General features: G+C 33.1%; 17 protein-coding genes and 2 pseudogenes. 10 read left to right on the top strand and 9 right to left on the bottom strand.

The window, feature by feature from the left end; translation table 11 throughout:
* Entirely contained in the window at positions 1-357 is a 357-nt protein-coding gene (locus ACHMWN_RS15085; RefSeq protein WP_397302728.1) for a helix-turn-helix domain-containing protein, read from the top strand.
* Here ACHMWN_RS15085 and ACHMWN_RS15080 read toward each other — a convergent pair.
* From ACHMWN_RS15080 to ACHMWN_RS15065, 4 genes are all read right to left on the bottom strand, one after another.
* Positions 334-1,452, bottom strand: a complete 1,119-nt coding sequence (locus tag ACHMWN_RS15080; protein WP_397302725.1) for a GNAT family N-acetyltransferase — start codon at positions 1,450-1,452, stop codon at positions 334-336. The genes ACHMWN_RS15085 and ACHMWN_RS15080 overlap by 24 nt on opposite strands.
* Before the next feature lie 68 nt (positions 1,453-1,520).
* On the bottom strand, positions 1,521-1,727 hold the full coding sequence (locus ACHMWN_RS15075) for a hypothetical protein (RefSeq protein WP_397302723.1): 207 nt from the start codon (positions 1,725-1,727) through the stop codon (positions 1,521-1,523).
* Between the two features lie 450 nt (positions 1,728-2,177).
* Entirely contained in the window at positions 2,178-5,117 is a 2,940-nt protein-coding gene (locus ACHMWN_RS15070) for a two-component regulator propeller domain-containing protein (protein WP_397302721.1), read from the bottom strand.
* On the bottom strand, positions 5,107-5,886 hold the full coding sequence (locus ACHMWN_RS15065) for a LytR/AlgR family response regulator transcription factor (protein ID WP_397302719.1): 780 nt from the start codon (positions 5,884-5,886) through the stop codon (positions 5,107-5,109). The genes ACHMWN_RS15070 and ACHMWN_RS15065 overlap by 11 nt, the downstream gene beginning before the upstream one ends.
* A gap of 146 nt (positions 5,887-6,032) precedes the next feature.
* Between ACHMWN_RS15065 and ACHMWN_RS15060 the strand changes: the two genes are divergently transcribed.
* Together ACHMWN_RS15060 and ACHMWN_RS15055 are read left to right on the top strand one after the other, a co-directional pair.
* Positions 6,033-6,731: a ferritin-like domain-containing protein gene (locus ACHMWN_RS15060; RefSeq protein ID WP_397302717.1), complete on the top strand. Its 699-nt coding sequence runs from the start codon at positions 6,033-6,035 to the stop codon at positions 6,729-6,731.
* 17 nt (positions 6,732-6,748) lie between these two features.
* Positions 6,749-7,420, top strand: coding sequence for a ferritin-like domain-containing protein (locus ACHMWN_RS15055; protein ID WP_397302715.1), 672 nt, complete (start codon positions 6,749-6,751; stop codon positions 7,418-7,420).
* 920 nt (positions 7,421-8,340) lie between these two features.
* Here the strand turns inward: ACHMWN_RS15055 and ACHMWN_RS15050 are convergent.
* Both ACHMWN_RS15050 and ACHMWN_RS15045 read right to left on the bottom strand, forming a co-directional pair.
* Positions 8,341-8,850, bottom strand: a complete 510-nt coding sequence (locus ACHMWN_RS15050) for a hypothetical protein (protein ID WP_397302713.1) — start codon at positions 8,848-8,850, stop codon at positions 8,341-8,343.
* A 22-nt stretch (positions 8,851-8,872) separates the two neighbouring features.
* Positions 8,873-9,998 (bottom strand): annotated as a pseudogene (locus ACHMWN_RS15045) (CofH family radical SAM protein).
* Positions 9,999-10,120: 122 nt separating this feature from the next.
* Between ACHMWN_RS15045 and ACHMWN_RS15040 the strand changes: the two are divergent.
* From ACHMWN_RS15040 to ACHMWN_RS15030, 3 genes are all read left to right on the top strand, one after another.
* Positions 10,121-11,359, top strand: coding sequence for a M16 family metallopeptidase (locus tag ACHMWN_RS15040; protein ID WP_397302710.1), 1,239 nt, complete (start codon positions 10,121-10,123; stop codon positions 11,357-11,359).
* On the top strand, positions 11,352-12,626 hold the full coding sequence (locus ACHMWN_RS15035; protein WP_397302708.1) for a M16 family metallopeptidase: 1,275 nt from the start codon (positions 11,352-11,354) through the stop codon (positions 12,624-12,626). The genes ACHMWN_RS15040 and ACHMWN_RS15035 overlap by 8 nt, the downstream gene beginning before the upstream one ends.
* 62 nt (positions 12,627-12,688) lie before the next feature.
* Positions 12,689-13,141: a GNAT family N-acetyltransferase gene (locus ACHMWN_RS15030; RefSeq protein WP_397302705.1), complete on the top strand. Its 453-nt coding sequence runs from the start codon at positions 12,689-12,691 to the stop codon at positions 13,139-13,141.
* Between the two features lies 1 nt (position 13,142).
* Here ACHMWN_RS15030 and ACHMWN_RS15025 read toward each other — a convergent pair whose 3' ends face one another.
* Positions 13,143-14,981, bottom strand: coding sequence for a PQQ-binding-like beta-propeller repeat protein (locus ACHMWN_RS15025; protein WP_397302702.1), 1,839 nt, complete (start codon positions 14,979-14,981; stop codon positions 13,143-13,145).
* Positions 14,982-15,105: 124 nt separating this feature from the next.
* Between ACHMWN_RS15025 and guaB the strand changes: the two are divergent.
* The 3 genes and pseudogenes from guaB to ACHMWN_RS15010 all read left to right on the top strand — a co-directional run bounded on the left by guaB (position 15,106) and on the right by ACHMWN_RS15010 (position 20,268).
* Positions 15,106-16,576 (top strand): annotated as a pseudogene (gene guaB / locus ACHMWN_RS15020) (IMP dehydrogenase).
* Positions 16,577-16,928: 352 nt separating this feature from the next.
* Complete coding sequence (locus tag ACHMWN_RS15015; RefSeq protein WP_397302699.1) at positions 16,929-19,514, top strand: TonB-dependent receptor; 2,586 nt, start codon at positions 16,929-16,931, stop codon at positions 19,512-19,514.
* Between the two features lie 160 nt (positions 19,515-19,674).
* Positions 19,675-20,268 (top strand): TIGR00730 family Rossman fold protein, encoded by a 594-nt coding sequence (locus ACHMWN_RS15010; protein ID WP_397302696.1) that lies wholly within the window; start codon positions 19,675-19,677, stop codon positions 20,266-20,268.
* Positions 20,269-20,280: 12 nt separating this feature from the next.
* Here ACHMWN_RS15010 and ACHMWN_RS15005 read toward each other — a convergent pair whose 3' ends face one another.
* Complete coding sequence (locus tag ACHMWN_RS15005; RefSeq protein WP_397302694.1) at positions 20,281-20,727, bottom strand: DUF2721 domain-containing protein; 447 nt, start codon at positions 20,725-20,727, stop codon at positions 20,281-20,283.
* 69 nt (positions 20,728-20,796) lie between these two features.
* Positions 20,797-21,510, bottom strand: a complete 714-nt coding sequence (locus ACHMWN_RS15000; protein ID WP_397302691.1) for a hypothetical protein — start codon at positions 21,508-21,510, stop codon at positions 20,797-20,799.
* Positions 21,511-21,616: 106 nt separating this feature from the next.
* Between ACHMWN_RS15000 and ACHMWN_RS14995 the strand changes: the two genes are divergently transcribed.
* Positions 21,617-23,245, top strand: a complete 1,629-nt coding sequence (locus ACHMWN_RS14995; protein WP_397302689.1) for an acyl-CoA carboxylase subunit beta — start codon at positions 21,617-21,619, stop codon at positions 23,243-23,245.
* Positions 23,246-23,376 lie beyond the last annotated feature (131 nt).

Raw genomic sequence — 23,376 nt, 5'->3', positions numbered from 1 at the left:
ATGAATATCATTGGTACAAACATTAGACTATTACGCCAAAAAAATGGATGGAGCCAGGGAGATGTAGCAAGGCTCTTAAAAATTTCAATCCCAGCATTTTCAAAAATAGAAACGGGTGTTACTGATATAAATATTTCTAGATTAGATCAAATTTCTAAATTATTTGAAGTATCGAGTTTAGAAATTATTTCTAAAGGAGAAAATAAGTCGGAATTGGGCAATTTTGTTGAAATTAGTATGCTAAAAGACAAACTTGCTTTAAAGGAACAAGAAATTACCAAGCTTCAAAAAAAGATAATTGAACTTTACGAAGAGATCAGAACGATTTCTATATCAAAAAACTTTTCGCATCGTTAAGTGTCGTTTGCCAAAAGTGGCACCAGTTGCTTGGTGTATAGCAATCATCTTTTCATTAAAATCACCAACCCAAGATAATTCTAGTTCTGTATATTGATTTTTAGGCAAAACATGCTCGCCAAGTTTAATAAATAAAGCAGATTCTAGACCAAGTTTTTGATACTTAGTTTTAGTTCCCATTACAATTGCACGCATACGGGTAACGCCAACCCAACGTTTATAAGCAAATTTTAACTTATCCAATAAACCTAACTTTCCATTTAATCCTTTAATCATTTGGTTAGCATCTGGAATAATTACAACAAAGGAAGCAGGATCACCATTAGCATATGCAAACCAAATTAGTTTTTCATCCATGATAACTTCCATTTGTTTAAAGCTTTCTTTTAAAGTTTCCTTTTTAATAGGAACAAAGTTTTCAAAATCTTGCCAACCATCGTTATAAATATCCATTAAATCGTTAATGTATTTATCAGCATTACTCTTTTTAAAATGTTCGAAAGTATAATCGGGTTTAGCAGCCACCCAATTTGCAATTTTTGTAAACCTGGCGGGGAAAGGAACTTTTAGATTGATATGATTTGTTAACTGTTCATACGCTGTTTCAAAACCATAATCAATAAAGAACTTATGATAATAGGGTAGATGGTAGTTCATTCCATATGAAGGAGGCGTAAAGCCTTCAACTAGTAAGCCCCAGAATGAATCATTTTCCCCAAAATTAATTGGACCCTCCATTGCTTTCATACCTCTTTCTTGCAACCAATTTTTGGCAGTATCAAACAATAAAAAAGCAGCTTCTTTATTGTTTAAACACTCAAAAAAACCCATTCCACCAGTTGGTTGTTCGTAATTATGAGCTTTTTTATCGTTTATAAATGCAGCAACTCTACCAATAGTTTTATGGTTATTATCCTTTAAAATCCATCGTGTACATTGTCCATGTTTGAAGAAAGGATTACTTTTTTCGTCAAAAATTTTTTCAATATCTTGATCTAATGGACGTATCCAGTTAGAGTCATCTTGATAAATAGTGTTTACAACATTTAAAAATTCTTTTTGACTTTCTTTATCCTTAACAGGTACAATCTTCATTTTAGAGGTAGGTTAAAATAAAAAGCACCCTAAATAGGATGCTTTTGAATATAGAGTTTTATATCTTATTAGTATCTATCGTCGTCGTCATCATCGTCATCATCAAAACTTTCAAATGTATCTAGATCGTCTAGTGGCACATCAAAGTCATCCTCTTCTTCATCTAAGATCTCATTATCTTGGATATCATCATCATCCTCATCGTCTGATTCTTTCTTGCTAGACATCGGCTTGCTTACAGGGTTTTTCTGGGTTGGTTTTTTTGGCGTTTTCATAACACAAAAAATATTAATAGTAGGAAAGTTTTAATGGTACTTCTAAATTACATAAAATCTTTTTAAATAGAAAGAAACCTATTTTTTAGAAATTTATTTATCTCAAAATTAAAATAAAAAGATTTTTTTTGAAAGTTTTTTTAATTTTTTTCTAGTCCTGAAATGCAGCTAGTTATCTTAAAAAGTACAAATTTAGTCTTGATTGTAAGTACTTATAAGCAAAAAAAAAAGCGTCTCAATTTAATTGGGACGCTTTTAACACACAAATGAAACCTGAATTGAGATATAGTTTTAGGTTAGGTTAAAAAATATCTTTTGTCAATCCTATAAGAACGTTTTTATAACAAACACTTCTGTTTGTTGAATATCTTAGAACAAGTTTAATGCTAATTATGAAACGAATTATTAATATTTAGTAAGTGGTAGTAATAATTGAGTAAACGGTAAAATTTATTTTAAAGGAATTAAAATTGTGATTGTTGTTCCACTATTTCCATTCTGCTCTATATACAATTGTATAGGTTTTGGTTCAATTTTATTTAACAAGTTTATTCTTTCCTGTGTTAAATTCATCCCCTTACTTATATGTGTGCCATTTTTAGTAGACAATGAATTTTTAATACCAATGCCATTATCTATTATTTTAATCCATAGGTAATCTTCATCCTGTTGGTCAATATTTATTTTTACTTCACCACCATCTTCTTTAGGCATAATGCCATGCCAAATTGCATTTTCAATATAAGGTTGTAAAAGCATGGACGGAATTAAGGTTTCTTCTTTATCAATCTTTTCATCTATCGTAATACTATAGATAAATTTATCGCCAAAACGATTTTTCTCTAAACTTAAATAAAGATTTAAATACTCAATTTCTTCTTCTAAGTTGATGTAGCTTTTAGTGCAGATTTCTAAGTTCTTCCGTATCAATTTGGCAAATCCTGTTAATACTTTATTTGCTGAAGGAGTATTTTTAGTATTGATGTAATGTTGGATAGAATTCATCACATTAAAAACAAAGTGAGGATTCATCATTGCTTGTAATGCCCTTTGCTCAAGCATTAATATTTTATTTTTATTTAAAAGTTGTTCTTGTTCTTTATTTTTTTGCCTTCTTGTGATCCTTACAGTAATAATGTATAAAAGATATGCACCTATAATTAATAGAATAATTAAAAACCACCACGTTTGCCAAAAGTGCTTTTCTAAAACAAAACTTATTTTAGCTGGTGTACTCCATTGACTATCCTGACTTTTTGCGCTTACTTCAAAACAATAATTACCTGGCTCTAAAGAGGATAATTCTAATCTTCTATTTTTAGTTTCAGACCAATTGGCATTTTCTTTTAAGCGGTAACGATACGTTATTTTGCGATTTTTAAAATCGATAGCACTATAATTAAAAGTAACGGTACGTTCATCTGGTTTAAGCACAAAATTTGAAGAACTTAAATCTAAAGCTTCATTGTTAATAATAACAGAGGAAATGTAGGTCTTTGGGGCTTTAGTTTGTTGTGATTTTTGATTGTGACTAAAATACACTAACCCATTATTTGTTGCAAAATAAGCAGTATCTATATCAATATACAAATCGTTTAAATCGTCTGATAAAAGATCATTAGCATAATCAAAAGAATTGATAGTGAATTTACTATCTGCTAACGAAATACGATTTATACCTGTATTGCTAATTGCCCACAAGTAATCATTCTTAACAAAAAGCTTATTTATAATATTATTATTAAGTCCTTCTTTTTGCCTAATTAGCTTAATTATTTTCCCATCCTTCATAATCACAATACCATAACCATCAGTAGCCATCGCAAATAATCCGCTTTTGAGCTGTTTAATATCGTTTATCCTTTTAGAAAATAGGGGATAGATTTCGTAATATTTAGTTAATTTATTAGAATTAAATTCTGATAAGCCACTAACATTAGAGAACCATAAATCTTGCCTTTCATCGTAGTAAACACGATAGGAACGGTCTTTAAAATAATCTTGATTCTCTTTATAATTTAAGGAAGAAAATTCGAACTTATTCTTCCGATCACTAAGAATAACAACACCAGATGATAGCGCTAAAGCTAATTTTGATGTAGTATCTAAACTGAAGTTTTTAACTACAAAAACAGAATTATTGCTTTCTTTTAAATACCTAATATTTGTTTTTGCTGGATATGTAGATGATAACGAACCTAATCCATAATCTGAAGCGAAGTAAGCCGTTTTGTTTTTATCATCAAAAGTAAGCTGTTTAATGGTGCTATATCTTCTTAAATCAGGGATATTAAATTTTTGTACTGTTTTACTTTTTTTATCTAAAATATTAATACTAGCATTATTCATACCCATCCATAACCGTCCATTTTTATCCTTAGCAATGCTTTTAACAATATCACTAGTTAATCCATTTTCCTTATTAAATATATATACACGTTCTCTAGCATCAGGTAACCTATAAATGCCATTTTTTGTAGTAAACCAAATGTTTTGATTACTGTCCTTTATAATTTGATTTACATCAACATTTTTAAGTAACTGTTTAGTCTTTCCATTAAAATCAATTACATAAACACCACTATTATTACTTAACCAGAGCGATTTATCATCCACATAAATATAACCAGGACTATTGTTAAGTAAGTCCTGATTTATCTTTAATATTAAGCGATTTAATGTTCCTGTTTTACTATTTAAACCAATCTTATCTAAAAAATAAACAGAATTATCTCGTTTATCAAACAATGTTTTATAAGATAATGGCAAAGATTTATCTTCAACTAAAACAAAATTATTTTTGATATAAAGAAAAACCGCAGTTGTACTATAAGCCCAAATATTACCCTGTTTATCCTCATGGATAAAAGCATTGCCATACTGCTTTTCAATATTCGGCGAAATGTATTTAATTAATGATTTTCCATCCCAAACACCAATGATATTTTTATTGGTTCCAAACCAGATTTTGCCCTTACTATCCTCAAAAAACGATACGATAACAGCATTAAAGTTTAGCTGTTTAAGTTGTTTATCATTATCAGGATTATATATTTTACCATTATAGAAATAACTTAATTGACCATTTAATGTTAAAAACCAAATTCTTCCTTTACTATCCTCTCTTAATTGCAAAACTTGATTATCGGGTAGACCATCATCTACCGAAAAATTCTCGAACATGGTACCATCAAATCTACTCACGCCAGCATCAGTAGCAATCCAGATATAACCTTTTTTATCTTGCAAAGTATAAAAACAATTGTTGCTCGGTAAACCATCTTTTGTGGTGTAATGAGGCAGGTATGCAGTTTGCGCATTACTTTCTACTATAGGCACAAAAAGTAATGCTAATACATAGCAAAGCAGATATAAATATTTACTTCTCACCTTGAAAATTGGTATATGCTTTAATTTTTTCAAAAAAATCACTAGCCCTTCTCCGCGAAACATTAATTGTTTCGCCATTATTTAAAACAACTTGTAGACCGTTTTTAGAGTTATATTCTTTAATATATTTAAGATTAACTATGCTAGATTTATGAATTCGAACAAACGTATTTTCAGGTAAGATCTCTTCATAGTCTTTCAAAATTTTAGAAACAGCAATTTTTTCGAGATTTAGTAAATGAAAAACAGAATAATTACTGTCGGCGGCAATATGAATAATATCATCAATATCTACTAATCTATATCCTTGTCCACTGGGTAAGGTTATCTTTTTAATGCCTGTTTTATCCGTTAAATCATTAGCTAAATTCTTAAGACTTTCATTCCTATTATTTTCGTCTTTATTTAACTTCACATATTTATCAGCCTTAGCTACTGCCTCTTTTAATTCATCAATATCTATAGGTTTAAGCAGATAATCCAACGCATTAGCCTTAATGGCTTTTAAAGCATATTGATCGTAAGCAGTCGTAAATATCACAGTTGTATTTGCGTTTTGTGCCTGGGGTATTAAGCCAAAACCATTTTCACCAGGCATGGCAATATCTAAAAAAATAAGCTCTACTTTATGCTGCACTAGTAAATTACGAGCTTCGTTTACAGATTTTGCAATACCCACAATGTTTACATTATCGCAATTTTCCTGTAAAAGAAAATAAAGCGACGAACGAGCAAACTCTTCATCATCTACTATAATTGCATTTAGCACGGCGGTTCCATTTATTAGGGCTCAATTTATCAAAAAATAGAAGCAATAGAAAATATTTCTTTCTGCTTAAAATCCAAAGCTATTTAAGTTCCGTAAGTAACACACAGAAAACCTTTTAACCAAACCTTAAATTAAAAATCATTCTTATGGAAAATTTAAACGAACAAGATGTAATGCAAGATGAAAGCAACTTCTTGGAAGCTAAATTACAACGCCGTTCTTTTTTGCAATATGCAGGAGCCGGAGCAGCAGTTGTAGCATTAACAGCTGCAGGCTGTAAAAAAGATAGAGTTACTCCAATGTCGGGAGTTACATTAGATTTTAAAGACGATTTTGGAGTATTAAATTATGCTTATGCTTTAGAACAATTAGAAGCTGCGTTTTATATACAAGTAGCCTCTGCACCACCATCTAGTTTTAGCGCAGCAGAAAAAGCTTACTTTCAAGATATACAATTTCATGAAATTGCCCACAGAGAATTTTTTAAAAATGCATTGGGCACAGCTGCAATTGGCAGCCTAGCAGTAGATTTTTCGAGTATTAATTTTACAGATCGTACAAGTGTTTTAGGTGCAGCTATGGCATTTGAAGATTTAGGCGTTGGTGCTTACAACGGTGCAGGTGTACGTTTAAAAAGTACAACTTATCTTTTAGCAGCTGGCAAAATCGTTTCGGTAGAAGCACGCCATGCTGCTTATATCCGCGATTTAATTTCTAACGGAACTTTTGCAACTGCTCCACAAGTAAATGCATCAACAGGGTTAGACATGGCTTTAACTCCAGATGCTGTTCTTGCAGCGGCAGGTAAATACATCAAAACAAAAATTAACGTAATTAATCTTTAATCTTAAAACTAGAAATCATGAATATCGTAAATATATTAGAAGAAATTGAAAAAGTTGACGGTGAGATCTATGAAAGATTAAATCCACGTAGAGCCGCCATGAAAGACTTTTTTAACATGGGCAAAAAAATAACGTTGGCTGCAATGCCACTAGCATTAGGTTCTGTATTTCAAAAAGCATACGGACAATCTACGCCACAAGCAGTTACAGATGTGTTAAATTTCGCTTTGGCATTAGAATATTTAGAATATAATTTTTACAACCATGCATTAGCAGGTACACCAGCAACTCCAATACCAGCAGGTGCTCCATTAGCAGCAATTACACTTATTCGCGACCATGAGTTAGCCCATGTGAACTTGTTAAAAGGCGCATTAGGTTCGGCAGCAAGAGCACCAATACCATATTCAGATACCGATTTTACAGCAGGCGGAACTTTTCCAACCGTATTTAGTGATTACGGTACATTTTTAGCAGTTGCGCAAGGCTTTGAAGATACAGGTGTTAGAGCATATAAAGGTCAGGCTGGGGTGTTAGTTGGCAATACAGTATTAACTACTGCTTTGCAAATCCACTCTGTAGAAGCTCGACATGCAGCTCATATTAGAGCTATGCGTACTGCACTTTCTGGTGGTACAACAGTCTATAAACCATGGGTGAGTTCTCGGTTCGGCAGGTCAAGCAAATGATTCTGGCGTATCACAAGTAGATAAAGTTTACGCAGGCGAAGACACTACCTCACAAGCAGGTGTTAATATTGTTGGCATTAATGGTAATGCTGGCGTAACCAAAGCAGTAGCAGTCGAATGTTTCGATGAACCGTTAGATAAAGCTTCAGTTATTGAAATTGCAAACTTATTCCTTCAACCAGGAAAGAAACTATCATAGGTTATATTTTGTTTAAGTAGAGGGAGGGAAGCATTTGTTTTCTTCCCTTTTTTTTGAAAAGCCCAGCTTGTAATACTATTAATGTTGGCCCTGCTTTCCACTTTACTTCGCTACGCTTCATGTTCGCTCCAATCAGGTTTAATAAACTTAAAGCATGGGCAAATATGTCAAGCTTGCCAACACCAGTACAAGGTTTTAATTTATATTAAACTACATCAAAAAGAAACCTAGCGATGTAAAAAAGAAATCTGACTATGTAAAAAGGAAACTTGACTATGTAAAAAGAGAACCTAGCGCTGTAAAAAGGAAACCTAGCGCTGTAAAAAGGAAACCTGACTATGTAAAAAAGGAAACCTAGCGCTGTAAAAAGGAAACCTGGCTCTGTAAAAAAGAAACCTAGCTCAGTTGAAAGGAAACCTGGCTCTGTAAAAAAAGAAAACTTGCTCTGTAAAAAGGAAACCTAGCGCTGTAAAAAGGAAACCTGGCTCTGTAAAAAGGAAACCTGGCTCTGTAAAAAAGAAAACTTGCTCTGTAAAAAGGAAACCGGGGTCTGTAAAAAAGAAACCTGACTATGTAAAAAAGAAACCTAACTCAGTTTAAGGAAATCTACTTTAATTAGTAATTAAAATATCTCTTATTATACTACGATAACTTTAGTAAAGTTGTAACCAACAAAAAAGAGCACCTATAGTGCTCTTTTAAATTAACAGATATATAAAGTTTATTTACCGTTTATGTAAATTTCGTTTAAGAATATATTTGTGTTTTTAAGATCTTTTCCATCAGGTACAATACTGGTAATACTATATGATGTTCCATCTACAAATACAATGTTCATGTACATTGTATTTTTGTTAACATCATCTCTCCCAGAAACAGAATACACAGGATTCCCTTTTAAAGTACCAATTTTAGCAGATTTAAAAGTGTACTTTGGTAATTTTGGCGTTAAGCCACCCATAAATTCATCTGCAAATTGTTGAGTAACAACACCTTTATTGAATTCTTCTAACGACAAGCCTGTTGCTGCCAGAAGATCAACATTAGAGACTAAGAAAATAACATCATCTGCAGCCCTAACGCCATAATTGTTTAGCGTAAGTTTCTTTGGTTCAACAGGAAAGTTTACACTTACTTTCTCATTGATTTTTTGCTTAAACCAGTCTTTTTGAGCATTAACCTGAATGCTTGAAACTACGATAAATAGGAATAAAATAGATTTTTTTAACATAACTGAGAGTTTAATTTATAATTTAATAGGTAATTACTTGTTCTTCTAAGTGAGCAGGCAAATCACGGTAATTGTATTGTTGACCACGAAGTTGTGGCTCAAAGCCAGCTTCTCTAATTGCCGTTTGAATTCCATTCGCTGTAAAACGATGTGGTGCACCAGCGGCAGAAACTACATTTTCTTCTATCATAATAGAACCAAAATCGTTAGCACCAGCATGTAAACACAGTTGAGCGACAGTTTTACCTACTGTTAACCAACTTGCTTGTATATTTTTTACATTAGGTAACATTATTCTACTTAAGGCCAACATTCTTACATATTCATCTCCAGTTACGTTATTGCTAATGCCACGTAAACGCTTTAATAAAGTGCCATCATCTTGAAAAGGCCAAGGGATGAAGGCTAAAAATCCTTTTGCATGTGTTGGTTTTTCACTTTGTACCTCTCTAATCCAAACTAAATGCTCAAAACGTTCTTCAATAGTTTCAACATGCCCAAACATCATAGTTGCAGAAGTTGTGATATCCAATTGATGCGCTGCTCTCATTACATCTAACCACTCTTGTCCACCACATTTACCTTTAGAAATTAAACGTCTAACTCTATCATTTAAAATTTCTGCACCAGCTCCAGGTAAGCTATCCATACCATTTGCTTTCAACTCTTTTAAAACCTCAGTGTGCGAAATTCCTTCTAGTTTAGCAACGTGTGCAATTTCTGGTGGGCCTAAAGCATGTAATTTTAAATCAGGATACAATTCTTTTAATTCCTTAAAAAGATTAGCATAAAATGACAAGCCTAAATCGGGGTGATGACCTCCTTGTAATAAAAGCTGATCTCCACCTAAGCGAAAAGTTTCTTCAATTTTAACTTTATAAGTTTCAATATCAGTAATATAACTTTCGTCGTGACCTGGACGTCTGAAAAAATTACAGAATTTACAGTTGGCAATACAAACATTCGTTGTATTTACATTACGATCTATTTGCCATGTTACTTTACCGCTTGGTACTTGAATTTTTCGTAATTCATTTGCTACGTAAGCTAATTCAGCAGTTTCTGCATTATGGTATAAAAAAAACGCCCTCTTCTTTAGTTAAAAAGTCGAATTTTAAAGCCCTTTGTAATAATTCGGCAGTATTCATAGTATCAAAGATAGGTATCAGTTTTTAGTTATCAATTCTCTGTTCATATTTTTACGTAAACCCCAGACTTTCGGATGCTCAAATTGGGACTTTTATATATCTTTACAACTCTAAAAATTAATATGGTAGATTTTAATCGTTTTACACTTGCAAATGGTTTAAAGGTTTTGGTACATGAAGATCCAACCACACCAATGGCAGTTCTAAATATTTTATATGATGTCGGTGCAAGAGATGAAGAACATAATAAAACAGGCTTTGCGCATTTATTTGAGCATTTAATGTTTGGGGGTTCGGTAAATATTCCGAGTTACGATGAGCCTTTGCAACGTGTTGGTGGTGAAAATAATGCTTTTACCAGCAACGACATCACGAACTATTACATTACATTACCAGCAACAAATATCGAAACTGCTTTTTGGTTAGAAAGTGATAGAATGCTAAGCCTTGCTTTTTCTGAAAAGAGTTTAGATACGCAGCGGAATGTGGTAATGGAAGAGTTTAAACAACGTTACCTTAATCAACCATATGGCGATGTTTGGTTAAAATTACGTCCATTAGCCTATAAAACACATCCATATCAATGGGCTACAATTGGTCAGGATTTAGCGCAAATAGAAAATGCAAAAATGGAAGATGTAAAAGCATTTTTTAAAAAGCATTACAACCCTCAAAATGCAATTTTAGTAGTTGGTGGAAATGTAAAAACGGAAGAAGTTAAAAGATTAGCTGAAAAATGGTTTGAGCCAATCCCAGCAGGAGAAAGATATACTAGGAATTTGCCTAAAGAATTACCGCAAAATGAGGCAAGATCATTAACAGTTACTGCAAATGTACCCTTGAATGCAATTTATATCACATTTAAAATGCCAGCTAGAACAGATTCAACCTATCAAACTTATGATTTAATGTCTGATATCTTATCTCAAGGACAATCATCACGTCTATACAACAGCTTGTTAAAAGAACAGCAATTGTTCAGCGAAATTAATGCGTATTTATCGAGCAGTATAGATGAAGGATTATTTGTTGTAGAAGGTAAATTAGTTAATGGAATAGATAAAGATGCAGCAGAAAAAGCAATTTGGGAAGAATTAAAAAAATTAACTACTGATTTGGTGAGTGATGATGAGTTGACAAAAGTGAAAAACAAATCAGAATCTATTATGGTATTTGCGGAGATGAATTTGTTAGATAAAGCAATGAATTTAGCTTATTATGAGCTTTTAGGAGATGCAGCATTTTTAAATACTGAAATCGATAAATATTTATCAGTTACTGCAGCGCAGATTAAAGAAGTTGCAGCCACAACTTTTGTAAAAGAAAAATCATCTACTCTATATTATTTAGCCAATGCTTAATCGTACACTAGCACCTGCTTCAAAACAGGTGAATGATATTAATTTCATTGCTCCAATAAAACAGCAACTTACAAATGGAATTCCTGTTTTTACAGTAAATGTCGGTCAACAAGAGTTGGTTCGTATTGAGTTTATATTTGAAAACGTAAACTACGATCAAAATAAACCATTACAGGCGGTAACCGTAAATAGTTTAATAAATAATGGTACTAAAACATTATCTGCAAAAGAAATTGCTGAAAAGGTAGATTACTATGGGGCCTTTTTGCAAACGGAGTATGGTGCAGATCAAACTACAATTACACTTTTTAGTTTAAATAAACATTTGAAAGCTGTGTTGCCAATTGTTCGGTCCATTTTAAATGAAAGTGTCTTTCCGCAACAAGAGTTGGATATTTTTATTCAAAACCAAAAGCAAAAGTTGCAAGTGAATTTGCAAAAGAATGATTTTATTGCCCGTAAAACATTTGCTAATGCCATTTTTGGAGATACGGCTTATGGTTCAGATATTTCCTTAGCAGATTATGACGCACTAAAAAGATACGATTTACTTTCTTATTTTAAAGCTGCTTATAAACCTGCAAATTGTACAATTATCGCCGCTGGTAAGTTTGAAGCTAAAGAATTTGATTTGCTAAATCAGTTTTTTGGTGAAGAATGGGAGAATAATAATCCGTCAACTATAAATGAATTTATATATACACCAATTGCTGGTGGCGAAATTTATATAGAAAAGGCAGATGCTGTTCAATCGGCAATTCGAATGGGTAATTTGAGCATTAATCGTAAGCATGATGATTTTCCTGCATTACAGATATTAAATTGCTTATTGGGAGGTTATTTTGGATCTCGTCTAATGGCAAATATTCGTGAAGATAAAGGATATACTTACGGAATTGGTTCTGGTATAGCTTCTTTAAAAAATGCCGGTTACTTTTTTATTGCTACTGAAGTTGGAACGGCTGTTTGTGCAGATGCCTTGCAAGAAATTGAAAAAGAAATTAACATCTTAAAAACAGAATTAGTAGAAGAGGAAGAGCTAGATTTAGTTCGCAATTTTATGCTAGGTTCTATGTTGGGCAGTTTAGAAAATGCTTTTTCACACGCAGATAAGTTTAAAAATATTTATTTCGCTGGTCTAGATTACGATTATTACAGTAAATATATTAATACTGTGAAAACTATTAGTGCTGAAGAATTGAAAACTATTGCAAATTCCTACCTAGATTGGAATGCAATGACAAGAGTAGTTGTTGGCAAAAAATAACACTAAAATTAGCCAAAACCTTTTAAGTTTTTACTGGTTGTAGTAATTATAAAGCAAATTTAATGAATATCCCTGTTGAAGATCCACTATTTACCTATGAAATTAATCCTGATCTAGCTAGAATAGATTGGGATTATGTAATTTCTTTATTTTATAAAATTAACTGGAAACATCGCAAAGCTGAAGAAATTAAGAATGCTTTTATAAACAGCACAACTACTCTTTTTATTTTTAAAGAGGATCAAATCATAGCTTTTGGTAGGGTAGTAGGCGATGGACGTTATTATGCAATGCTTGCAGATATTGTGGTTGATCCAGATTTCCAAGGACAAGGACTAGGAAAATATCTAGTAACTACGTTGAATAATCAATTAGTTGATTATCACTTTGTGAATTTAAGCGCTGCTCCTGGTGCAGATGCTTTTTATAAAAGTATGGGTTGGAAAAAGCAAACTACAGCTTTTATTTGGCCACAGGGTCCAAAGCAGTTAAGACAACATTGTGAAGCAGAGTAAGTTATTCTTTACTCTGCAAAATCGTTACCTTTCCATCCATTGTGCTTACCAGAATATTTTTTCCGTCAATTACATTTACGCTATTAATCATTGAGTTATCAATTTTGTGTTGCCATAAATTCTGATGTGTTTTTGCATCGAAAGTATAAACTACACCATTTTTTGTACCGTAAAAAACAACTCCATCTTTTTCAACCAAATCTGATGGAATATGTTCATAACCAAAACCAGCATTTAATTTCCAAGCTAATTCAGCAGTCGATGTATTTGTTTTATAAGCAACTATTTCGTCTTGCATAGTTTTGCCATATATAGTTGTACTATCAGCAGATAAACCGATTGATTCCCTTACCATTGCTTCTTTAGTTCGCCATAAAGTTTCGCCTGTTTTTACATTAATTGCAGTTAAAAAACGATCTGGTGCAGCGATATAAACTATGCCTTTGGTAGCAACTGGCGTTACCATAGCTGGCGAAAACATTCTATTTCCATTACCATTATTCCATTTCCATCCTAATGCTCCAGTTTTTGAATCAAGTGCATACAAATGTCTTCCCCAAGAGCCAAAAATAACTTTGCCTTGATAAATTAAAGGTTTGCCAACAATTGCGCCTTCCACACCATCAAATTTCCAAATTACTTTTCCGGTTTTAATGTCTAAAGCTCTAAAACTATGGTCACTTCCTCCTATAAAAACTACATCGCCATCAATTACTGGCGACCCTAATACAGAATTTGGAGTTTCAACTTTCCATACTTGTTTACCATTGGTTAGATTTAATGCATATATATTTCCATCTCCAGAACCTAAAATAACCAGTTGATTTTTAATCACAGGTGATGAATAAATAGCGCCTTTAGTATTAAAAGTCCATACTTTTTTTCCTGTAGTTCTATTTAAAGCTTCAACTAAACCTACACTATTTCCGAAAACAACTAAGTTATTGTTATAAGCGGGTGTATTTACCACATTTGCGCTTGAATGATAAGTCCACAATTCTTTAACACTATTATATTTTTTATTAATATCGTAGTTTGGTCTTTCGTATGCTTTTAAAGTTTGGTGAACAAAGGTTTTTAAAGGGATTTTTCGCCAAGGCGCTAATAACTCTTGGGTTGGTTTTTTAAGCGAAAAATAAACAGTGTCTTTCGTCATGTTTACCACGTTATACCCACCAATACTATCTTTTGCTCTTAAATTTGAGCGCCCCATTGTGCCTGGAATACCCTCAAAGTTATATTGATGATTATTATGACCATGACCACAAATAATATATTGAATATTTCTAGTTTTTAATCGATCGGTAACCTCGTACCAATTATCTAAACTGTTATCAATAGGGTAGTGATTAGCGAAAATGATGGGCATATTTTTAGGGGTTTTCTTTAAAATGTTGTCCAACCAAACGGTGGCATCTCTTGGGATATGACCATCAGACATGCGTACATAGGGACCTGAAGCGCAACCTATAAACCGATAGCCTTTGTAATCAAACGTAAATTTATCGTAACCAAATTCTTTAATGAAAGTAACTCCACCAAACTCCGACCAACCAGTATCATGATTGCCAGGTATAATGTAATACGGTTTCTTTAATCCTGATAAAATTTCTTTAGCTAATTTCAATTCTTCATTAGTCCCCATTTCGGTAATATCTCCCGTGATAATGATAAATTCTAAATCTGGCTGACTATTGATATCTGCAACAGTTCTCCTTAAATCTTCATCCGCATTAGCGCTGCCAATATGAGTATCACTCACAAAAGCATATTTGAAATTTTGTGCAAAAGAATGAACGCTAAAAATTGAAACGATAAGGAAGAAAGCTAGTTTTTTCATAAAATTTGATTAATCATTAAAGATGCTCAATTCTTTTTAAGTGCAACAAAACGTAATGAAATTTTTATATTGATGATTATGTTGTATCTTTGCCTGGCAAATAATAACTCCTAATTTATTTGCTATGCAACTCGATCCCCAAAAATTTATTGCTACTGGTTTAACGTACGATGATGTATTGTTAGTGCCTGCATATTCAGAAATTTTGCCCCGTGAAGTGAATACAAGCACTTTTTTGACTAAAAAAATCAAATTAAATGTACCCTTAGTTTCTGCAGCTATGGATACCGTTACAGAGGCAGAATTAGCAATCGCCATTGCGCAAAATGGAGGTTTAGGAATGCTTCATAAAAATATGACGATTGAAAGACAGGCTGAAGAAGTTCGTAAGGTAAAACGTTCTGAAAGTGGTATGATTCAAGATCCTGTTACCTTATTAGAAAATTCTACTGTAGCAGATGCTTTTAAAATTATGAAAGAGCATAAAATAGGAGGGATTTCCTGTAGTAAGTGCTGACAATAAATTAGTAGGAATTATCACCAATCGCGATTTGCGTTTTCAAAAAAATATGTCAAAACCTATTGTAGAGGTAATGACAAAAGAAAATTTAATTACCGCTCCTGAAGGCACAAACTTAATTCAAGCTGAAGAAATTCTTCAAAATTATAAAATAGAAAAATTGCCTGTTGTAAATGCAGAAGGGTATTTATGCGGATTAATCACTTTCAAGGATATTCAAAAAGTAAAAAATTATCCGGCTGCTTGTAAAGATGATAGAGGACGGTTACGTGTAGGTGCTGCAGTTGGAGTTACAGCAGATACCATGCAACGTGTAGATGCCTTAGTGAGAGCTGGTGTAGATGTGATAACCATTGATACTGCTCACGGTCATTCTAAAGGAGTTGTTGATAAATTAAAAGAAGTTAAAGCCAAATATCCTGATCTACAAGTAATTGTTGGAAATATAGCAACAGGTGCTGCCGCAAAATTTTTAGCTGAAGCTGGTGCAGATGCAGTTAAAGTTGGTATCGGTCCAGGTTCTATTTGTACAACCAGAATTATTGCCGGAGTAGGTGTACCTCAATTATATGCTGTTTTCGAATGTGCTAAAGCATTAAAGGGTACTGGAGTTCCTGTTATTGCTGATGGGGGAATTAAACATACAGGGGATATCGCCAAAGCGATTGCTTCTGGAGCAAGCACAGTAATGGCAGGTTCATTATTTGCAGGTGTAGAAGAATCACCTGGCGAAACCATTATTTACGAAGGACGTAAATTCAAATCTTATCGTGGAATGGGTTCTATCGAAGCGATGGAACAAGGTTCAAAAGATCGTTATTTTCAAGATGTAGAAGACGATATTAAAAAACTAGTTCCCGAAGGAATTGTAGGTCGTGTGCCATTTAAAGGAACTTTAGCAGAAGTAATGTATCAATATGTTGGTGGTTTACGTGCAAGCATGGGTTACTGTGGTGCAGGTACTATAGAAAAATTACAAGAGGCACAATTTGTTCAGATTACTGCTGCAGGTATGAGAGAAAGTCATCCTCACGATATTACAATTACTAAAGAAGCACCAAATTATACAAGATAAATTTTTGTTTGAAAAGCAATTACAGCGGGGCATCGGATACGATAGCCCCGTTTTTCGTTGCAATCTTTTGTGGCTTCGACTTCGCTCAGCATGACAAAAAGTGTTTTCGCCAATCGAGTTTAAAAAACTTCAACCTATGCAACACTAAATCGTAGAATACTAACCTTAATTTCTTTGCTCTTAATAGTTAAAAGGGGGATAAAACCCATATAAAATTCCGTTCAAGGAATTTTGTAAAATTAATTCCAAATAAAATTTGGTAAATAAAATATTTAAAATACATTTGTCGATATAATCTATAGATTTAGTAGATTATTTAAATTAACCTTATTTTTTAGCTAAAACAACGAGGATGAAGCTCAATTATCTACAATTTTTTATTTTTATTTTATTTTCAATCCCAGTCACTATTTATGCCCAAAACCCAATAAAAGGTGTGGTAAAACGTACAAATGGAGCTCCAGTTCCGCATGCAACAGTTAAAATAAGAGGTACCAATCTCGCCGTAAGTGCAGATGAAAATGGTGCATTTAATATCAACTCAAAACAAGAACTTCCATTTTTCCTTCAAGTAAGTTCGGTTGGTTATAAACCTCAAGATTTTCAGATTTTAAAAGTTGATAGCACCATCTTAGAGTTAACTCTTGTTGAAGATGCGTTGTTAGATCAGATTGTGGTAACCTCAAGAAGACGTTCAGAGGTTTTACAGGATGTACCTATTCCAATTACTGTTATTGGTGGACAATCGGCAGAAAATGCAGGTGCTTTTAATGTGAATCGCTTAAAAGAGCTCGTACCTTCTGTACAGTTATATGCTTCGAATGCTAGAAATACAACACTTAATATAAGAGGATTGGGCTCAACTTTTGGCTTAACTAATGATGGTATTGATCCTGGGGTAGGTTTTTATGTTGATGGTGTTTATCATGCTCGTCCAGCTGCGACCTCTACAGATTTTTTGGATATCGAACAAATAGAAGTTATACGTGGACCTCAAGGAACATTATTTGGAAAAAACACTACTGCTGGGGCATTTAACATTACCACAACTAAACCCACTCAAATACCAACTGCAAAAGCAGAGTTAAGTGTTGGAAACTATAATTTTATACAAGCAAAAACATCGATTTCTGGAGGTGTCGCAAAAAATCTAGCGGCAAAACTATCAATTTCTGGTACTCAAAGAGATGGTACAATTTGGAATACGAGAGAAGAACGTAAATATAGTGGACAAAATAATCTTGGTTTTAAAGGTCAACTATATTTTACTCCATCAGATAAATTACAAATTTTATTAAGTGGCGATGTCAGTATTCAACATCCAGCTGGTTATCCATTAGTTATTGCTGGCGTTACTACAACAGAAAGAAGTGCGTATCGTCAATATGCTAAAATAGTTTCTGATTTAGGTTATCAACAACCCAAAGTAGATCCATTTTCTAGAGAGATAAATACCAATACACCTTGGCGACATAATCAATCAATTGGAGGTATCTCTTTAAACATTGATTATAAAATTGGTAATGGAACATTAACTTCTACTAGTGCTTGGAGATTTTGGAATTGGGATCCTACAAACGACAGAGATTTTTCGGAATTATCAGCATTGACTAAATCTCAAGGTAACTCTCACCACGATCAGTATTCACAAGAGTTTAGATATTCTGGAAATATAACAGAAAGATTAAGTGGTGTAATTGGTTTATTCGCCCTTGGCCAAAATTTGCAAGGATTAGACCAAACAGAAGAAGTAGGTAAAGATCAATGGAGATTTGTTCAGACTAGTGCAACGGGTTCACAAGCATTGTACTCAACGCCAGGTTTATTAGATGGATTTGGTATTAAAACCAATTCAACAATTAAATCATTAAGTGCTGCTGTTTTTGCACAGGTTGATTGGGAGTTTTTAGATCACTTGCACATTTTACCAGGTTTGCGATATACTTATGATAAAAAAGATGTGGATTATAATCGTGTCACTTATGGTGGTTTACAAACATCAGATGCTGCATTACTTGCACTTAAAGCAGCTGTATATAGTAACCAGCAATTCAATATAAATACAGATAACAACAATTTATCAGGTAATATCACTTTGTCTTATAGACCAAATGCTAAATTAAATGCTTATGGAACATTTTCTACTGCTTATAAACCGGTTGGTGTTAATGTTGGAGGTTTACCTACAAATACAGCAGGACAAGCAGATTTATCTGTTGCAGTAGTAAAACCAGAATATGTAGAACACTACGAATTGGGTGTTAAAACAAAGCCTGTTAAAGGATTATTAGTAAATGTAACAGCGTTTAAAACAGATATTAGAGATTATCAAACTAATGTGCAATCGCCCCAATTAGGTGTAAATAGAGGTTATTTAGCGAATGCTGAAAAAGTTAAAGTAAAAGGATTGGAAGTTGATGGAAGTTATCAGTTAGAACGTTTTTTAACTTTAAATGCTGCTGTGGCTTATCTTGATGGTAAATATGTTAAATTCACTAACGCTCCTCTACCCTTAGAAGAAACAGGACATACAGAAGTCATTGGCGGAACTGCTACACAAGTTGCATTTAAAGATGCGTCTGGAGGGAGATTACCTGGAATTTCTAAATGGAATATTTCTGGAGGTGCAGAATTTAGTGTTCCTGGTAGTTTAGCTACCAAAGTTGGCAGATATTTTATTGCTGGTGATGCAAGTTATCGTTCAAATTATTCTTCAAATCCAACACCTTCAAAAGTGTTAAATGTTGATGGTTATTCATTATTAAATGCCAGAATAGGGTTTAAATCAGAAAAATTCTCGGCATTCGTGTGGAGTAGAAATATTACAAATAAAAATTATTATGAGCAATTACAAGCAGCAGCAGGTAATTCAGGCTTATATGCAGGAGTACTTGGAGATCCAAGAACATATGGAGCTACCTTGCGTTATACATTTTAAAATAAGTCGTCTAATTTAGCGGCTTATTAATGAAATAATCCTCCTGGTCTTGGGTTATATTTGGTTAGTTAGAGCGGTCTTTGACCGCTCTTTCTTTTGGCAAAATTTAGCATAAGAACAAAGCAATCTATTTTGTAGTTTTAGAGCAAAATAAATATACATGCAGAAAATAAAATCACTTTGTGTTTATTGTGGCTCCAATTTTAACGGCGACCCAGTTTTAAGAAAATCTATTGAAGATTTAGCCGAGACAATGGCTTCACAAAATATCACCTTAGTTTTTGGTGGTGGTAGCGTAGGTGTAATGGGAATAATTGCTGATGAGATATTAAAACGTAATGGTAAAGCAACTGGTGTAATTCCTCAATTTTTGATGGATAAAGAAGTTGGACATAAAGGGTTGACCGAAATGGTAATTACTGAAAACATGCATCAACGTAAGCAAAAAATGGCTGATTTAGCCGACGGATTTTTGATTTTACCTGGAGGTTTTGGTACACTAGAAGAATTATTTGAAGTGTTAACCTGGCTACAATTAGGATTACATGGTAAACCAATTGGTGTACTAAATGTAAATGGTTTCTACGACCATCTTTTTAAACAAATGGATGTAATGGTTGAACATAGATTTTTAAAACAAACCAATAGAGATTTAGTCTTTAATGAAATAGATGCTGCGGTATTAGTAAATAAAATGCAAAATTTTACGGCTGCGCCAGATGAAGTTTGGTTTAGAGATAGAAATTTAACCTGATTGCTGTACATATCATTTCACATCCTTATCAAATTTATTTTTGATGTATTGTACTAATGATGCATCTTTTAATTCCATATCACTTAGTGCAAACTCTAACGCTTTTGTACTTAATTGGATTTCTATTAAGGATAAAAATAAAGATGCGATAAAAAACAATAAACTAATCGCAAATAAAATTTCTGCAACAACTTCTTTTTCTAAATAAATAAAAAACATGCAAAATATGCAGGAAATAAAGCTGCAAATGCCAAAAGCTTGCATGTTTTTAATCAATCGTAACCTATAACGTAAATTTTTAATTTGATTATGCAAAGCTCTGTTCTCATTTTCAGTAGTATACTTCTCGTGCAAGTTTCTAACCAAACTAGCTAAAGCTAAAAAGCGATTGGTATAAGCGAGCATAATTAAACTAATTGCGGGGAATAGCAATGCAGGAGTGTTTATACTTAAATTCATGCTAGGGATTTGTTTACCCAAACATATCAAATTAAAGAGAAATAATTTTTGCGATTTTTTAAATGATTTTTACAAGAAGTTATCTTTTGTAATTTCCCAAGTCCAAGGTTTTTTGAAATTATTCAATGTTCTTAATTGAGCATAATAAAGTGTTTCTTCACTCACTTCATTCGCATTATTTCTTGCAAATATATTTCCAGTGGTCAGTTTCATTTTTCTATTTGAAAAATCATATAATTTATCTGTCATCTCACCGGATATGACATTATAATAAATGTTATTAGCCTGAGTTAAAACCCAATCTTTATTTTGGTATTTAAACTGATAATTTAATTTCCACCGCCAAGTGCTACCGCCTTCAAAAGCTAAATTTAAACTGTTGTTTTCAATAGTCAGATTTTTAAAAGGCTCGCCAAGTTCACCACCTTCTTGTGAACGAAGAATGAAATTATTGTTTTGCATAGCAAATTTATAATTACTTGAACGAGCTTCTTTAAAATAAGCAGCTAATATTCTTGGTTTTTGAAATTCTTTTATCAACTCTGTTTCTCCATCTCCGTAAGCCCTTTTTTCTATAATTGGATTATTAAATTCAAGTACAAGGACTAAATCCTCTAGTTTATCATTATTTAAATCTCCATATGCGGTATCGATTACTTTCCAGTTTTTAGGAGTTAATGTGTTAATATCTGTTCCTTGCGAATTAAGTTTTGGATAAACGAAAGTTTGTGCAACGCTAATTTGCCAAAAAAATAAAGAGAAGAGTAGAATTAAATATCGCATGTTAGGAAGAACGTTTAAAAAATTAATTTAGCATATTAATTACGAATGGAAAACTAAATACCATTACAGGTTTTAGTTTTAAAAATTTATCGTTTAACTTGCTAGCATGAACATAGAATTCAATAAAAATGAAGATGTAAATAAGCAACTGGTTTATGAACTTAAAACTAGACTTAAAAAAATCTATGCTGGTGGAGGAGAAAAAAATGCAGCAAAACAAAAGGAAAAAGGTAAACTTTTAGCCAGAGAGCGTATTGATTATTTAAGAGATGAAGGCACTGAATTTTTAGAGATTGGCGCATTTGCTGCGGATGGAATGTATGTTGCAGAAGGTGGTTGTCCGAGTGCGGGAGTGGTAACTGGAATTGGTTATGTTTCTGGAAGACAATGCATAATTGTTGCTAATGATGCTACCGTAAAAGCAGGGGCTTGGTTCCCTATGACAGCGAAGAAAAACCTGAGAGCGCAAGAAATTGCAATGGAAAATAGATTGCCTGTAATTTATTTGGTAGATAGCGCAGGTGTTTATTTACCTATGCAAGATGAGATTTTTCCGGATAAGGAACATTTTGGTAGAATGTTCAGAAACAACGCATTAATGTCTGCCGAAGGAATTGTTCAAATTTCTGCAATTATGGGTTCTTGCGTAGCTGGTGGTGCATATTTGCCTATTATGAGCGATGAGGCGATGATTGTTGAAGGTACTGGCTCAGTGTTTTTAGCAGGTTCATATTTGGTTAAATCGGCCATAGGCGAAGATATTGATAATGAAACGTTGGGCGGTGCAACAACGCATTGCGAAATATCTGGCGTTACTGATTATAAACATCCTAATGATAAAGCTTGTTTAGATAGCATTCGTAAGATAATGAGTATGTTAGGCTCTCCAGAAAATGCAGGTTTTGATCGAATTAAATCTGCTTTGCCCAAACTAGATGAGCAAGAATTATACGGAATTCTACCTGAAAATAGAGAAAAACCATATGATATGAGGGATGTTATCCACCGTTTGGTAGATAATTCTGAACTGGAAGAATACAAGGCGTTATTTGGACAAAGTATTATTTGTGGTTTAGCTAGAATTGATGGATGGGCAGTTGGTATTGTGGCTAATCAACGGAAAGTGGTAAAATCTAAGAAAGGGGAAATGCAGTTTGGTGGTGTAATTTATTCGGATAGTGCAGATAAAGCCAGTCGATTTATAATGAATTGCAATCAAAAGAAAATTCCTTTGGTTTTTTTACAAGATGTAACCGGTTTTATGGTGGGAAGTCGTTCTGAACAAGGTGGAATTATAAAAGATGGAGCTAAAATGGTAAACGCAGTTGCTAATTCTGTGGTGCCAAAATTTACTATCGTTATTGGAAATTCTTATGGCGCTGGTAATTATGCCATGTGCGGAAAAGCATATGATCCACGATTGATTTACGCTTGGCCAAGTGCTAAAATTGCAGTAATGGGTGGCTCGCAAGCTGCAAAAGTATTATTACAAATTCAAGAAGCGTCTTTAAAAGCAAAAGGAAAAGTTATCACTCCAGAAAAAGAGGCAGAATTATTAAAGGAAATAACAGATAGATACAATAATCAAACCACTCCGCATTATGCAGCTTCTCGTTTATGGGTAGATGGTATAATTGATCCACTAGAAACCCGAAAAGTGATTTCGATGGGTATAGAAGCGGCTAATCAATCGCCAATAAAAAAAGCGTTTAATGTCGGTATTATACAGACTTAATTTTTAATTTCTTAATTTTAATGCAACACATAAAATTCTTATTTGGTAAGCAAATATTGATAGGATGAAACGTTATATTCTATTCTTTTTTCTAGCACTTTGTATTTTAGTGATCATATAAAAACATATAA

It is taken from the genome of Pedobacter sp. UC225_61 (assembly GCF_044452285.1).
Classification (GTDB): domain Bacteria; phylum Bacteroidota; class Bacteroidia; order Sphingobacteriales; family Sphingobacteriaceae; genus Pedobacter.
Note: the sequence above shows the minus strand (reverse complement) of the source record. Positions and strands in the feature narration are given on the sequence as shown.